General features: G+C 68.8%; 13 protein-coding genes. 4 read left to right on the top strand and 9 right to left on the bottom strand.

Annotation, left to right across the window (positions count from 1 at the left end; translation table 11 throughout):
* Nucleotides 1-8: 8 nt before the first annotated feature.
* From AC4D2E_RS09675 to AC4D2E_RS09700, 6 genes are all read right to left on the bottom strand, one after another.
* A complete protein-coding gene (locus AC4D2E_RS09675) occupies nt 9-1,304 on the bottom strand; it encodes an ABC transporter permease (protein ID WP_490952462.1) in 1,296 nt (431 codons plus the stop codon).
* The gene (locus AC4D2E_RS09680; RefSeq protein ID WP_490952463.1) at nt 1,301-2,698 is read right to left on the bottom strand and encodes an ABC transporter permease; all 1,398 of its coding nucleotides are present in this window, start codon (nt 2,696-2,698) and stop codon (nt 1,301-1,303) included. Before AC4D2E_RS09680 ends, AC4D2E_RS09675 begins: the two co-directional genes overlap by 4 nt.
* Nucleotides 2,695-4,239, bottom strand: a complete 1,545-nt coding sequence (locus AC4D2E_RS09685) for an ABC transporter ATP-binding protein (RefSeq protein ID WP_490952464.1) — start codon at nt 4,237-4,239, stop codon at nt 2,695-2,697. The genes AC4D2E_RS09680 and AC4D2E_RS09685 overlap by 4 nt, the downstream gene beginning before the upstream one ends.
* 172 nt (nt 4,240-4,411) lie before the next feature.
* Nucleotides 4,412-5,521 carry a BMP family lipoprotein gene (locus AC4D2E_RS09690; RefSeq protein ID WP_104168463.1) on the bottom strand — a complete coding sequence of 370 codons (1,110 nt, stop codon included), beginning with the start codon at nt 5,519-5,521 and terminating at the stop codon, nt 4,412-4,414.
* 249 nt (nt 5,522-5,770) lie between these two features.
* On the bottom strand, nt 5,771-6,976 hold the full coding sequence (locus tag AC4D2E_RS09695; protein ID WP_490910803.1) for an amidohydrolase: 1,206 nt from the start codon (nt 6,974-6,976) through the stop codon (nt 5,771-5,773).
* 78 nt (nt 6,977-7,054) lie between these two features.
* On the bottom strand, nt 7,055-8,209 hold the full coding sequence (locus tag AC4D2E_RS09700; protein WP_104168465.1) for a mannose-1-phosphate guanylyltransferase: 1,155 nt from the start codon (nt 8,207-8,209) through the stop codon (nt 7,055-7,057).
* 261 nt (nt 8,210-8,470) lie between these two features.
* Here AC4D2E_RS09700 and sdhC point away from each other — a divergent pair, with 261 nt between their 5' ends.
* From sdhC to AC4D2E_RS09720, 4 genes are all read left to right on the top strand, one after another.
* Entirely contained in the window at nt 8,471-8,854 is a 384-nt protein-coding gene (gene sdhC / locus AC4D2E_RS09705; RefSeq protein ID WP_052274151.1) for a succinate dehydrogenase, cytochrome b556 subunit, read from the top strand.
* A gap of 6 nt (nt 8,855-8,860) precedes the next feature.
* Nucleotides 8,861-9,328 carry a succinate dehydrogenase hydrophobic membrane anchor subunit gene (locus AC4D2E_RS09710; RefSeq protein WP_490910804.1) on the top strand — a complete coding sequence of 156 codons (468 nt, stop codon included), beginning with the start codon at nt 8,861-8,863 and terminating at the stop codon, nt 9,326-9,328.
* Nucleotides 9,329-9,418: 90 nt separating this feature from the next.
* Nucleotides 9,419-11,197, top strand: coding sequence for a succinate dehydrogenase flavoprotein subunit (sdhA, locus tag AC4D2E_RS09715; protein ID WP_490952465.1), 1,779 nt, complete (start codon nt 9,419-9,421; stop codon nt 11,195-11,197).
* Complete coding sequence (locus tag AC4D2E_RS09720) at nt 11,197-11,985, top strand: succinate dehydrogenase iron-sulfur subunit (protein WP_104168468.1); 789 nt, start codon at nt 11,197-11,199, stop codon at nt 11,983-11,985. Before sdhA ends, AC4D2E_RS09720 begins: the two co-directional genes overlap by 1 nt.
* Before the next feature lie 108 nt (nt 11,986-12,093).
* Here the strand turns inward: AC4D2E_RS09720 and AC4D2E_RS09725 are convergent, their stop codons facing one another.
* Genes AC4D2E_RS09725 through trpS form a run of 3 tightly spaced genes read right to left on the bottom strand, consistent with a single transcriptional unit; the run spans nt 12,094 to nt 14,788 of the window.
* Entirely contained in the window at nt 12,094-13,182 is a 1,089-nt protein-coding gene (locus AC4D2E_RS09725; protein WP_490952466.1) for a YihY/virulence factor BrkB family protein, read from the bottom strand.
* The gene (locus AC4D2E_RS09730; protein ID WP_490952467.1) at nt 13,142-13,684 is read right to left on the bottom strand and encodes a 2'-5' RNA ligase family protein; all 543 of its coding nucleotides are present in this window, start codon (nt 13,682-13,684) and stop codon (nt 13,142-13,144) included. The genes AC4D2E_RS09725 and AC4D2E_RS09730 overlap by 41 nt, the downstream gene beginning before the upstream one ends.
* A 60-nt stretch (nt 13,685-13,744) precedes the next feature.
* Nucleotides 13,745-14,788 carry a tryptophan--tRNA ligase gene (trpS, locus tag AC4D2E_RS09735; protein WP_104168471.1) on the bottom strand — a complete coding sequence of 348 codons (1,044 nt, stop codon included), beginning with the start codon at nt 14,786-14,788 and terminating at the stop codon, nt 13,745-13,747.
* Between the last annotated feature and the right edge of the window lie 9 nt (nt 14,789-14,797).

Raw genomic sequence — 14,797 nt, forward strand, 5'->3', positions numbered from 1 at the left:
GGGTGCTCCTAGCCCTTGATGTACGGGATGCCGCTGGCTCCCGGCGCCCTCGAGCGGCCCACGAGGCCCGCGACGGCGAAGACCGTCACCACGTAGGGCAGCATGCGCAGGAACTGGTCCGGCACCGGGGTGCCGAGCAGGCTGAGCACGTTGGACAGGTTCGTGGCGAAGCCGAACAGCAGGGCAGCGAAGAACGCGCCGATCGGATTCCACCGGCCGAAGATCATGGCCGCCAACGCGATGTAGCCCGCGCCCGCCGTCATGTCGCGCCCGAAGCCCGAGACGGCGACGAGCGTGAAGAAGGACCCGCCGATGCCCGCGACGACACCGGCCAGGAGCACGTTCGTGAAGCGCACCCGGTTGACGTTGACGCCCAGAGTGTCGGCGGCCTTCGGGTGCTCCCCGACCGCGCGGGTCCGCAGGCCCCAGCGGGAATGGAAGAGCTCCACGTAGATGACGGCGACCGCCACGTACATCAGGTAGCCGACGATGGTCTGCTCGAAGAGGATCGGCCCGATCACGGGGAGGTCCGAGAGCAGCGGGATCTCGATGATGGGCAGGCGCGGCGGCGAGTTCCACCGCTCCGGGTCCTCGGTGAGGACGGCGGAGAACAGGAAGCCGGTGAGCCCCGAGACCAGCACGTTGAGCACGACGCCGACGATCACCTGGTTGACGACGTAGCGGATGCTGAAGACGGCGAGGACCAGCGACACGAGGACGCCGGCGACGGCCGCGGCGAGGAGGCCGACGAACGCGTTGCCGGACAGCGACCCGGCGACGGCCGCGGCGAAGGCGCCGAACAGCAGCTGCCCCTCGATGGCGATGTTGACGACGCCGGAGCGCTCGCACAGGATGCCCGAGAGCGAACCGAAGATCAGCGGGACCGCGAGGGTCACCGACCCGGCAAGGAGCCCGTAGAGGGCCACGTTCGGGGTGCGGGCACTGCCCACCACCCAGGTCAGGAAGGCGATGAGGAACAGGACGGCGAACACGGCCGGCACCCAGGTGGGCACCTTCCGGCCGGAGCGCGTCCGCAGGAACGCGATGACCGCGAGGGCGATCATCCCGAGGGCGGCGATCCAGCCGACGACGGGCGCCGACACCACGAGCGGGGGCAGGACGATCGCGTCGCCGTCCTCCGAGAGGCGGAACGTGACGTCGTTGGCCGGGGCCCCGATCGCGAAGACCAGGAGGGAGAAGAGCGCGACGACGGCGAGGATGATCGGGGTCTTCCAGCTGCGCACGCGGGCGTCGCCGCCGTCGCGGGCGCCGTGCGCGGGCGCTTCGGTGGTTGCTGTGCTCATGCTGCTGCTCCGGTCGAGGCTGGCGTACGGGTCGTGGAGCCGCCCTTGCCGGCACGGGAGGCGCCGGGTGCGGGGAGGCGGAACAGCGCGCGGACGAGCGGCGGCGCTGCGATGAAGAGGACGATGAGCGACTGCACCACGAGGACGATGTCGATGCTGGTGCCGGTCGACGCCTGCATGGTCACCCCGCCGGCGCGGAACGCGCCGAACAGGATGCCCGCCGCGAAGGTGCCCCACGGGGTGGAACGCCCGAGCAGGGCGACGGTGATCGCGTCGAAGCCGAAGCTCGCAGCGACCCCCGAGGTCAGCACCTTCTCGGTGCCGGACACCTGTGCCACGCCCGCGAGTCCCGCGAGGGCACCGGCGATGGCCATCGCCAGGATGTAGCCCTTGCTGACGTTGATGCCGGCGGTGCGGGCCGCGCTCGAGTTGGCGCCGATGGCGCGCAGCTCGAAGCCGACCGTCGAGCGGTTGAGCAGCCATGCCACGAAGAACGTCGCCAGCACGGCGACGACGAAGCCCCAGTGCAGGCGGAACCCCGCGCCGAGCAGCGGCGGGTAGAGCGCCGTCGCGTCGAGCTGGGGGCTGATGGGGTTCGTGGACCCCGGCCGCTGGAAGGCCGGTGTGCTCAGGAAGTAGAGGACCAGGTTGACGGCGATGTAGTTGAACATGATGGTCAGGATGACCTCGTGGGCGCCCGTGCGTGCCTTGAGGAGCCCGACGATCCCGGCCCAGATCGCACCGCCGACCATGCCGGCGAGGATCACCAGGAGCAGGTGGATGCCGGCCGGGAGGTGGAGCGTGAAGCCGACCCAGCCCGCGAAGGTCGCACCGATGAGGATCTGGCCCTGCGCGCCGATGTTGAACAGGCCCGCGCGGAACGCGAGCGCCACACCCAGGCCGGCGCAGATGAGCGGCGTGGCGACCGTCAGCGTCTGCGTCAGCGGGTAGATCATCCGGGCGAAGGTCTCCCCCTGGAAGTTGAACACCGAGCCCTGGAAGAGGGCGATGTACGCGCTCGACGCCGCGGCCCAGGCCGCCGCCAGGGTGTCCTGCGGCCGGCTGAAGAAGTACGACGACGCCCGTGCCACGTCCTCGTCGGTGACGGCGATGAGCAGGCCGCCGAGGACCAGCGAGAGGATCACGGAGAGGAAGGCGACGAGCGCGTTCCCGGTCATGATGCGCTGCAGGAGCGTCGACTCGGGCGAGGTTCCGCCGCCGAGACCGGCCGCGGTGGGTGGCACCGCGGGAGGGGGCAGTTCCCCTCCCGCCGTCTCCGCCGCGTTCTCGCGCCGCACCTCGTCCTGGCGCGCGGCCTCCTTCGCTTCCCGACGGCTCAGCGGAGCGTCGCCGTCGGTCGCCGGGCTGGCCGGTCTGTCGTCCTGCGGGCTCACAGGTTTCCTCCTTGAACGTCGTGTACCTGGGCCAGTGCTTCGTCGCCGGCCATGCCGGCCATCATCAGGCCGAGGACATCGCGCGACGCCGTGCCGGGCACGATGCCCATGAGGCGCCCGCGGTACAGCACGGCGATCCGGTCGGCGAGTTCCAGGACCTCGTCGAGCTCGGTGGAGACGATGATGACGGGTGTGCCGCCGTCGCGCTCCGCGACGATGCGCCGGTGCAGGAACTCGATGGATCCGACGTCGACGCCGCGGGTGGGCTGCGAGGCGATGAACAGTTCGAGCGGCCGGGAGAACTCGCGGGCCATGACGACCTTCTGCTGGTTCCCGCCGGACAGCGTCCCCGCCGCCGCGGACGCGGACTGCGTCCGGATGTCGTACTCCGCGATCTTCTCCTCGGCGTTCTGCTCGATGACCGCGGGTGACATGGACAGGCCCCGGGCGAAGGGGTCGTCGTCGTAGCGGTTGAGGACGAGGTTCTCGGCGACCGAGAACGTGCCGACGAGCCCGTCCACGCTGCGGTCCTCGGGGACGAACCCGACGCCGGCGCGGATGACGTCCTTGACGCTGCGGCCCAGGAGCTCCTCGCCGCCGAGCGTGATCGAGCCCGTGACGTGGTCCTGGAGCCCCATGATGGCTTCCGTGAGTTCGGTCTGCCCGTTGCCCTGGACGCCGGCGATGGCGAGGATCTCCCCCTGCGCCACCTCGAAGCTGAGGCCGTCCACGACGCGCTGGCCGTTGGCGGCCTGGACCGTGAGGTCGCGGACCCTGAAGGTCACCTCGCCGGGGGTCGCGGGCTTCTTGTCGAGCGTGAGGCTGACCGAGCGCCCCACCATGAGGGACGCGAGCTCGGTGGTCGACGCGTCCGGGTCCGCGGTGCCGACCACCTTGCCGCGGCGGATGACGGTGATGACGTCGGAGACGGCCTTGACCTCGCGGAGCTTGTGCGAGATGAAGACGATCGACTTCCCGTCGGCCTTGAGCTGGCCCATGATGCCGAGCAGCTCGTCGGTCTCCTTGGGTGTCAGCACGGCGGTGGGCTCGTCCAGGATCAGCACCTCGGCGTCGCGCACGAGGGCCTTGATGATCTCGACGCGCTGCTGCACGCCGACGGGCAGGTCCTCGACCACGGCGTCGGGATCGACGTCGAACCCGTACTGGTCGGAGATCTGCCGGATACGCGTGCGCGTCTTCTGCAGGTCGAGCATGCCGCCCGCCTTCGTCGCCTCGTTGCCGAGGGCCACGTTCTCCGCCACGGTGAACACCGGCACGAGCATGAAGTGCTGGTGCACCATGCCGATCCCGGCGGCCATGGCGTCCCCGGGTCCCTTGAAGGTCACCGGCTTGTCGTCGACGAGGATCTCGCCCTCCGTCGGGTCGTACAGCCCGTACAGCACGTTCATGAGCGTCGACTTCCCGGCCCCGTTCTCACCGAGCAGGCTGTGTACCTGTCCCGGTTCGACGACGAGATCGATGGAGTCGTTGGCGACGAGCGATCCGAATCGCTTCGTGATGCCGATCAGTTCGAGTTTCACAACTCATCCAACCTGTTCTGTTCTTGTCGTGTCCTGACTCGTCGCTGGATCGAGCGGAAGCCACGTGAAGGATACCGGGCGGCGCATCGGTGCACCGACCGGCCTCGAATGCAAACCGCCCTCCTCCCGGGGTGACCCCGCGGGAGGAGGGCGGTCCTGGTGCGCTGCCGTGCTACTTCGGGCTGGCCGCCGATTCGACCGTGATCTCGCCCGAGACGATCTGGTCCTTCAGGCCGTCGAGCGTCGCCTGCAGATCGGCGGGGACGTTGGCCTCCTGGTCGTGGAACGGCGCCAGTGCCACGCCGCCGTTCTCGAGGGTGCCCACGTACGGGGTGTTGTCGAAGTTGCCCTCGACGTCGGTGCTGATGACGTCCTCGACGGCATCGCCCATGAGCTTCATGACCGAGGTCAGGATGAACTCCTCGCCCTTGCCCGCGGTCTCGTAGCCGTCGGAGTCGACCCAGATGGCCTTGACGTCCTTGCCGCCCGCATTGGCCTCGATGACGGCGTCGAGCGTACCCGAACCGACCGGACCGGCGACGGGCATGATGATGTCGGCGCCCTCGTTGATGAAGTTCTGGGTGTTGGTCTTGCCTGCTGCCTGGTCCTCGAAGTTGCCCACGAAGGTGCCGTTCTGGCTCTCCTTGTCCCAGCCGAGGAGCTGGACGTCGCCGCCGGTCTCCTCGTTGAAGTAGGTGACGCCGTCGGCGAAGCCGTCCATGAAGATGGTCACGGTCGGGATGTTGATGCCGCCGAAGGTGGCCACCTTGCCGGTCTCGCTCGTGGCGGCCGCCGCGTAACCGGCCAGGAACGCCGCCTGCGCCGTGTCGTAGATGATCGGCTTGACGTTCGGCAGGTCGATCGAGTTGTCGTCCACGATCGCGAATTTCGCCTCGGTGTTCTGCTCGGCGGCGGCCTTCGTGGTGTCGGCGAGCAGGAAGCCCACGGTGACGGTGAGGTTGCAGCCGCCCTGGACCATGCTGTCCACGTTGGGCCCGAAGTCGGTCTCGGCCTGCGACTCGGCCTGGTTGATCTCGATGCCGAGGTCCGCTTCGGCCTTCTTCAGGCCCTCGTAGCTGGACTGGTTGAACGAGCGGTCGTCGAATCCACCCGAGTCGGAGACGATGCAGCCGAGGTAGTCGGAATTCGCTTCGGCGCTCGAGCCGCCTGACGCCTCTTCGGCCGGCGGTGCCCCGCAGCCGGAGAGGACGAGGGCCGATACGCCGAGAACGGCCGCGGACAGGCCGGTGCCGCGCGAAATTTTGCGCAGTGAGTTCTTCAAAATGCCTCCAGGAGAGATATGCGCCACGGGAAGGAATGCCAGCGAGTGTCCATCCCGGACACGATTGGTCCGAGGCTCTGTTGTCACTGGAAGACCGTGGCGCCGCGACACCGTCGGTGCAGCACGTATGCGAACATCCTAAGGGCCAAGTGACGGGGAACACTACACGGGCACACCGAGGGCGCCGATCGTTCGAGTTTCGTTATGCACAGGTTGCTGAGCACCTGTCCGGCGGTGCCGGACGCCCGGCTACGCGTCGGCGCCGAGGACGGCCCGGAGGGCGGCGGCGGTCATGACGCGGATGCCGTAGCCGATGGCCCTCTCGTCCGGCCGGTAGTCGCCGCGGTGCAGGTCGTAGGTCTCCCCGCCGGGCGTGCGGGTCCCCAGCCGCATCATGGCGCCGGGCACCTCCTGGGTCATCCAGGCGAAGTCCTCGCCTCCCATGGACTGCGGCGTCAGGACGACGGCGCCCGGGCCGAGTTCGGCGCGGGCGGCGGCCTCGAGCAGGCCGGTCTCCGCCTCCTGGTTCACCACGGGGGGCACACCGCGGGTGTGCTCCAGCTTCACGGTCACGCCGAACGGCGCCGCGACCTCGCGGACGGCGCGGTCGAGCAGCTCGCCGGCGGACTTCCACGCATCGGCGTCGAGGCAGCGCAGCGTGCCCGACATGTAGCCGTGCGCCGGGATCGCGTTGGGGGCCGACCCGGCGTGGATCTGTCCCCACACGAGGGAGACGGCGCTGCGCACGTCGATCCGGCGGGAGAGCACGGCCGGGACGTTCACGGCGATGGACGCCAGCGCGAACACGAGGTCCTCGGTCAGGTGCGGGCGCGAGGTGTGGCCGCCGCGACCGCTGAGCTCGACGCGGATGGTGTCCGACGCCGATGTGATGGCGCCGATGCGCGTGCCGACCAGGCCGACGTCGATCCGCGGGTCGCAGTGCAGGGCGAGGATCCGCGGCAGGCCGGTGAGCACGCCCTGGTCGATGACGTCCAGGGCGCCGCCGGGCATCATCTCCTCGGCGGGCTGGAAGATGATCCGCACCGTGCCGGGCAGGGGCTGCTCGCGGTCCAGGTCGGCGAGGACGAGGGCGACGCCGAGCATCACCGTCGTGTGGATGTCGTGGCCGCAGGCGTGCGTCACGCCGGTCGAGGCCGACGCGTAGGCGAGGCCCGTCTCCTCGACGATCGGCAGGGCGTCGATGTCCGCCCTCAGACCGAGGCGAAGCGGACCCTGGCCCACGTCCACGAAGACGCCGGTGCCCAGCAGCCGCTGCGGGACGAGACCCGCCTGCCGGAGCCGTGCGACGAGCAGGTCCGAGGTGCGGTGCTCCTTGAAGGACAGCTCGGGATGCCGATGGATGTCACGCCGGATGCCGGTCAGCTCGTCGAGCAGCGTGTCGAGGGATGCACCGACCCGTGAGGCAGGGGGGCTCTGGGCGCTGAACGTTTCCACGCCCTCAGCCTACCGACCGGCGGCCCGCGGGCGGCACTTCATTGCTCCCGCGCCTCCGCCGTCCGATTCCTTGCCCTCCTAGAGCACGTCGGTGTCGCCGCTGGCGCGGAGCCTCTCGACGGCCTTCTTGACCTCCTGGGCGTGTTCCTTGGTAGTGACGAGCAGGGCGTCGGGGGTGTCCACGATGACGACGTCGTCGATCCCGATGAGCGCGATCACCCGCTTGGTGTCCGAGACGACGATGCCCGAGGCGTTCTCGGAGAAGACGCGCGCACCCTCCCCCATCACCGTGAGCTCGCTGTTCTCCTCGGCCGGGTTCAGCCGTCCGATGGCCGCGAAGTCGCCGACGTCGTCCCAGCTGAACTCGCCGGGGATCATGGCGACGTCGCCCGCGGCCGCGGCGGGCTCCGCCACGGCGTAGTCGATGGCGATCTTCGGCAGCGTCGGCCAGACGCGGCGGGCCACCTCGACCCGGCGGGGGGTGTCCCAGGCCTCCGCGATCTCGGCGAGGCCGGCGTAGAGCTCGGGCTCGTTGGCGGACAGGTGCTTGAGCATGAGGTCCACCGGGGCCACGAACATGCCGGCGTTCCAGGAGTAGTTGCCGCTCTCGATGTAGCCGTCGGCGACCTCCTGCGAGGGCTTCTCCACGAATTCGATGACGGCGTGCGCGCTCGGCGCCCCGTCCACGGCGAGGGGCTCGCCGGCCCTGATGTACCCGAAGCCGGTCGACGCGTGGGTCGGCTTGATGCCGATGGTGACGATGAAGCCGCGGGCGGCCGTCTGGATGGCCTCACGGACCGCGTCCTGGAAGACGTCGACCGGCGCGATCACCTGGTCGGCTGCGAACGACCCCATGATGATGCGCGGGTCCCTCCGGTGCAGGATCGCGGCGGCGAGCCCGATCGCGGCCCCGGAATCCTTCGGCTCCGACTCGAGGACGAGATTCAGGTCCTCGATCTCCGGGAGCTGCGCGAGCACCGCGCGTCGGTGGACGATGCCGGTGACGACCATGATCCGCCCGTCGCAGAGGGGGCGGAGGCGGTCGTAGGTGGCACGGATCAGGGTGCTGCCGGAACCGGTGAGGTCGTGCAGGAACTTGGGCGCGGCCGCCCGTGAGAGCGGCCACAGCCGCGTGCCGGTGCCTCCCGCGGGGATCACGCCGTGGAAGCGCGCGAGCGCATCGTCTACGAGCTCGGTGTCTGGGGTGTGGGCAGCCGCCCTCTCGGTACTCATCCGTTCCACGGTAACCGACGCATGCCGGGGCGGGCTCCCTCCCGCCGGGGCCACCCCCCCCCCCCCCCCCCCGGTGGGTGCCGGGCACGGTGCCGGGCTCGGTGTCGACCCCGGTGTTAACAAGGTCACAGGTGAGGCGCCCCTAAATTGAACGGGGAGTGTCACCGGCCTAGATTATTCTTATCTGAAGAGTGCTGTCGCACCGGCGTAATCCCTGCGTATATCGCGCTAACGCCCTCGCGATGCAGGGAGGTCAATTCAATGCCGAAGACACTGTCACCAACGGGCACCCTCTACCGTGGCCGGGAAGGCCAATGGTCCTGGGTGGCCCACCGCATCACCGGGGTCGTGATTTTCTTCTTCCTCCTCGTCCATGTCCTGGACACCTCGCTCGTGCGCGTCTCCCCGGAGGCGTACGACGCCGTCATCGCCTCCTACAAGAACCCGATCATGGGTCTCGGAGAACTCGGCCTCGTGGCCGCGATCGTCTTCCACGCCTTCAACGGCATCCGCGTCATCCTCGTGGACTTCTGGAAGAAGGGCCCCAAGTACCACCGCCAGATGCTCTGGAGCGTCGTCGGCCTCTGGGCGGTCGTCATGATCGCCTTCTCGATCCGCCATCTCTCGCACGTCTTCGGAGGTTAGGACCCCATGGCTACGCCAACCATTGAAACCCCCCGCTCCGGCCGGGTGTCCCCTGGCTACTCCCGTACCCCGGGCTCGCGCGGCAACTTCGAGATGATCGCCTGGCTGTTCATGCGCATCTCGGGGGCCATCCTGGTGGTGCTGATCTTCGTGCACCTCTACGTGAACCTCGTCGCGGGTGACGGCATCACCGGCATCGACTTCGGGTTCGTCGCCGGGAAGTGGGCGAGCCCCATCTGGCAGATCTGGGACCTGACCATGCTGTGGCTGGCCATGCTGCACGGCACCAACGGCATCCGGGTGATCATCAACGACTACGCGGAGAAGAACAGCACGCGCATGTGGCTGAAGGGCGTCCTGTACACGTCGACCGTCGTGATCGTGGTCCTCGGCACGCTCGTGATCTTCACCTTCGATCCCTGCCCCGTCATCGACGGGGTGGCCCACGTCGCGGACTACTGCCCCGCCCCGTAACACCTGCCGCAGGCCGGCAACTCCCGCATGACGGGCCCTCCGGGCCGCACTCATGCAGCCTCAACGGTTTCAACAGAAAGAGCGACCAGCATGCAGGTCCACAAGTACGACGTCGTCATCGTCGGCGCGGGCGGCGCAGGAATGCGCGCGGCCATCGAATCGGGCCAGCGCGCCCGCACCGCCGTCCTGACGAAGCTCTACCCCACCCGCTCGCACACCGGAGCCGCGCAGGGCGGCATGTGTGCTGCACTCGCCAACGTCGAAGAGGACAACTGGGAGTGGCACACCTTCGACACCGTCAAGGGCGGCGACTACCTCGTCGACCAGGACGCCGCCGAGGTCATGGCGAAGGAAGCCATCGAGGCCGTCCTGGACCTCGAGAAGATGGGCCTGCCGTTCAACCGGACGCCCGAAGGACGCATCGACCAGAGGCGCTTCGGCGGCCACACGCGCGACCACGGCAAGGCGCCCGTCCGGCGCTCCTGCTACGCCGCCGACCGCACCGGGCACATGATCCTCCAGACGCTCTACCAGAACTGCGTCAAGCACAACGTCGAGTTCTACAACGAGTACTACGTCCTGGACCTCCTGATGGTGGACCAGGAAGTCACGGTGGACGGCGTGACGCGCATCGAGAAGCGCGTCGCGGGCGTCGTGTCCTACGATCTCGCCTCGGGAGAGCTGCACATCTTCCAGGCGAAGTCCGTCGTCTTCGCCTCTGGGGGCGTGGGCAAGGTCTACAAGACCACCTCGAACGCCCACACCCTGACCGGTGACGGCATGGGCATCGCGTTCCGCCGCGGCATCCCCCTCGAGGACATGGAGTTCTTCCAGTTCCACCCGACCGGCCTCGCAGGCTTGGGCATCCTCCTCTCGGAGGCCGCCCGCGGTGAGGGTGCCATCCTCCGCAACTCGGAGGGCGAGCGCTTCATGGAGCGCTACGCGCCGACCATCAAGGACCTCGCACCGCGCGACATCGTCGCGCGGTCGATGGCGAACGAGGTCCGCGAGGGTCGCGGCGCCGGCCCGAACAAGGACTACGTCCTCCTCGACCTGACGCACCTGGAGCCCGCGCACATCGACGCGAAGCTGCCCGACATCACCGAGTTCGCCCGCACCTACCTCGGCGTGGAGCCCTACACGGAGCCGGTGCCGGTCTTCCCGACGGCGCACTACGCCATGGGCGGCATCCCGACGAACGTCAAGGCCGAGGTCCTCGCGGACAACGACACCGTGGTGCCCGGCCTGTACGCCGCCGGCGAGGTCGCCTGCGTCTCCGTCCACGGCTCGAACCGCCTCGGCACCAACTCGCTGCTCGACATCAACGTGTTCGGGAAGCGGGCAGGCCTGGCCGCCGCCGAGTACGCCCTCACCGCCGACTTCGTCGACATCCCGGAGAACCCCACGGCCGAGACCGAGGAACTCCTGAACCGGGCGCGCAGCTCCGAGGGCGGGGAGCGCGTCGCGCTGATCCGCAAGGAGCTGCAGGACATCATGGACGCCAACGTCCAGGTGTTCCGCACCGAACAGACCCTCCTCGAGGCCTTGCGCGTGATCGATACACTGGAGGAGCGGTACACGCGCATCACCGTGCAGGACAAGGGGAAGCGTTTCAACCTGGACCTGCTGGAAGCCGTGGAGCTCGGGTTCCTCCTGGACATGGCGAAGGTCATGACCGCCGCGGCCCTGCACCGCAAGGAGTCCCGCGGCGGCCACTTCCGGGAGGACTACCCGGAGCGCGACGACGAGAACTTCATGACCCATTCCATGGCCTACAAGGATCCCAGCGCCATCGAGACCAGTGGTGTCCGCCTTGAGACCAAACCGGTGATCTTCACCCGATACCAGCCCATGGAGCGTAAGTACTGATGAGTACCGAAACGATCGAGAAGGAGCCGGCCTCCAAGGTCGAGCTCGCACCCGGTGTCGGCGGCGGAGGAGAGATCCCCACGTTCGACATCACCCTGAAGGTGCGCCGCTACAATCCCGAGGTGTCCGACGAGGCGCACTGGGACGAGTGGCAGCTCACCATGTACGGCACCGACCGCGTGCTGGACGCCCTGCACAAGGTCAAGTGGGAGCACGACGGCTCCGTGTCCTTCCGCCGCTCGTGCGCCCACGGCGTGTGCGGCTCGGACGCGATGCGAATCAACGGCCGCAACCGGCTCGCCTGCAAGACGCTGCTGAAGGACCTCGACACGTCCAAGCCCATCCTCGTGGAACCCATCAAGGGGCTCCCCGTGGAGAAGGACCTGATCGTGGACATGGAACCGTTCTTCCAGTCCTACCGGGAGATCATGCCGTTCCTGGTGAGCAAGGGCCACGAGCCCAGCAAGGAACGCCTGCAGTCCGCCGAGGAGCGCGAGCGCTACGACGACACCACCAAGTGCATCCTGTGCGCCGCGTGCACGTCGTCGTGCCCCGTGTTCTGGACCGACGGCCAGTACTTCGGGCCGGCCGCGATCGTCAACGCCCACCGGTTCATCTTCGACTCGCGGGACGACGCCGGGGACATGCGCCTGGAGATCCTCAACGACAAGGAGGGCGTCTGGCGCTGCCGGACCACCTTCAACTGCTCCGAGGCGTGCCCCCGCGGCATCCAGGTGACGAAGGCCATCTCCGAGGTCAAGCAGGCGATCCTCACCCGCAAGATCTGATCCGGCACCGCCGGGCAGGCAGCAGTACCCGGGGAAAGGGCGGTCCGTCTCGACGGACCGCCCTTTCCCTCGTCCGGGCACCCTCGACTCCGCATCGACGGCGTCGGACTAGGTACGGGTCTTCCGCCGACTCCGTTGCCGCAGCGATCCGGCCTTGGCGTGGTGCAGGCGGGCGGACTCGGCGGCCGCATCCGCCGTGCCCACGGCGCACCAGGCCGTCGCGAGCAGGTACACCTGGCTCAGCAGGTAGAACCAGACGAACAGGGCGACGACCACCGCGACCGACAGCAGGATCACACTGTTGCCGAAGAGTCCGACGATCTGCGTCGAGAAGAACCTGAGCACCGAGGTCCCGAGGCCCGCGATGAGCGCTCCCTGCAGGAGGATCGGCTTCGGCATCGTGATCGCGGAGGAGGATCGGAGCAGGACCACGACGACGAAGGTGTCCAGGAGGATCATGATCGCGAACCCCGCGGCCTGGGTCAGCCCCTGGGTGGCCGCGCCGAGGTCGAGGAAGGAGAGCAGCGCTCCCAGGGTGTTGGTGGCCACCACGCCGAGCGCCGTGGTCACGACCATCACGACGCCGAGCAGGGCGAGGGTGACGAGGTCCTTGGCCCAGAGCACGAGCGGGATCGTGACCACGGGGGGCAGGCCGAAGATCCCCCGCATCGCCTGGCGCATCCCCCCGATCCACCCCAGGGAGGTCACCACCATGACGCCCGCGGAGATGACGATGGTCCAGCCGAGACCACTCGTGGCCTCGAACAGGGCATCGGGGGTCACGAGTCCGGGCTGCCCCTCTCCCTGGTCGATCAGGCCCGGGACGGCCTGGTCGAGCAGGTCCACGGCGATGTCCTGCAGGTCCTCGTTCCCGGCGATGACGATGCCCAGGGCGGCGAACACGATCACGAGCAGCGCCGCGATGGCGAAGAAGAGGCGGTAGGCGAGACCTGCGGCCATGAGGGGGCCGCGCCTGCGGAGATACAGCTGGAAGACCCGCACCGCGCGGACGGTATTGATGCGGGACAGGGCGAGATCCACCCGCGCGACCAGGAGTTCCACGCCGCCGTTGCCGGAGCGGGTCAGTCGGCCGAGCCGGATCCGCGCCTCGGCGACCTTGCGGTGCAGCCCGGGCAGGTCGGCCGGCGAGGGCTGATCACCCTGCGACGGCTTGGGAGCCGTCAGTGCCTTGACCAAAGTGCAGCTCCTCCCTCAGCTTCCAGAGCCCCGACGGCACGTGCTCATAGAGTCCCATGGAACGCACCTCGAACGATGCCTCGAAGGTCTGCAGCTCCCCGACGGCGGCGTCCATCGCTGCGTCCGACACGTCGTGCGCCACGGTGACGTGCGGGTGGAAGGGGAAAGCGAGCTCACGCTCGAGCGGCCCGGCCTGCAGCCTGGCATGAAGGTCCACGCACTCGTCGAAGCCCTCCACGAGCCTGAGGAAGACCACGGGTGAGATCGGCCGGAAGGAGCCGGTGCCGCGGAGCCGCACGGTGAACGGGGCCTGGTCGCGGGCCACCGCGCGGACGTGGTCGATGGTCTCGTCCCAGTCCGTGGCCGGCGTCGTCGTGATCAGGGTGATGTGCGGCGGTACGACTGCCGCCATCGGGTCGCCGAAGGACGCCCGCCACAGCTCGAGGGTGCCGGCGAGCGGCTCGGGGATCGGGATGGTGACGCCTACGGAGCTACCGGCCACGCTCGAGGGGGACGTGGCTGCCGCCGCTCCGCGAGGTTGGATGATCGAGGCGCACATCGGTCAGAGTGACCCCGCGGCCGGGAGGAAACCGACGCGCGCATAGACCTCGGCGAGCGTGGGGGCGGCCAGGGCACGTGCCTTCGCGGCGCCCTTGGCGAGGAGTCGATCGAGTTCCGCGGGGTCGGAGAGCAGTTCCTCCGCCCGGCTGCGGACGGGCGTGAGGGCCTCCACCACCACCTCCGCGAGATCCACCTTCAGGTGGCCGTACATGCGCCCCTCGTACTCGGCCTCGAGCTCCGCGACGGTCCGCCCGGACAGACCGGCATAGATCGTCAGGAGGTTGGAGATCCCGGGCTTGTCGGTCCTGTCGAAGCGGATCTCCGTCCCGGCGTCGGTGACGGCGGACCGGATGCGCTTGGCGGTGACCTTCGGGTCGTCGAGGAGGTTGATCAGGCCGGCGGGGGACGACGCGGATTTGGACATCTTCGCCGTCGGGTTCTGCAGGTCGTAGATCTTCGCGGAGTCCTTCCGGATGAACGGTTCCGGCACCACGAAGGTCTCGCCGAACCGCGTGTTGAAGCGCTGCGCGAGGTCACGGCTGAGCTCCACGTGCTGGCGCTGGTCCTCCCCCACCGGGACGCCGTCGGGCTGGTAGAGGAGGATGTCCGCGGCCTGGAGGACCGGGTAGGTGAACAGGCCCACGCTCGCGGCATCGGTCCCCTGCTTCGACGCCTTGTCCTTGAACTGCGTCATGCGCGAGGCCTCACCGAACCCGGTGATGCAGTTCAGCACCCAGGCGAGCTGGGTGTGTTCCGGGACCTGCGACTGCACGAAGAGCGTCGCCCGGTCCGGGTCGACGCCGCCGGCGATGTACTGCGCGGCGGTGATCCGGGTGCGGTGCGCCAGTTCCTTCGGGTCCTGCGGCACGGTGATCGCATGCAGGTCGGGGATGAAGAAGACGGCGTCGTAGGTCTCCTGCAGGCGGACCCACTGCACGAGCGCGCCGAGGTAGTTGCCGAGGTGCAGCGAACCCGCCGAGGGCTGCATCCCCGAGAGGATGCGCTGCCGCCGTTCCGGGTGCGCGACGGGCGTGGGCTGTGTCATGGGGGCTGT

The sequence above is a fragment of the Arthrobacter sp. TJ-265 genome, assembly GCF_058269135.1.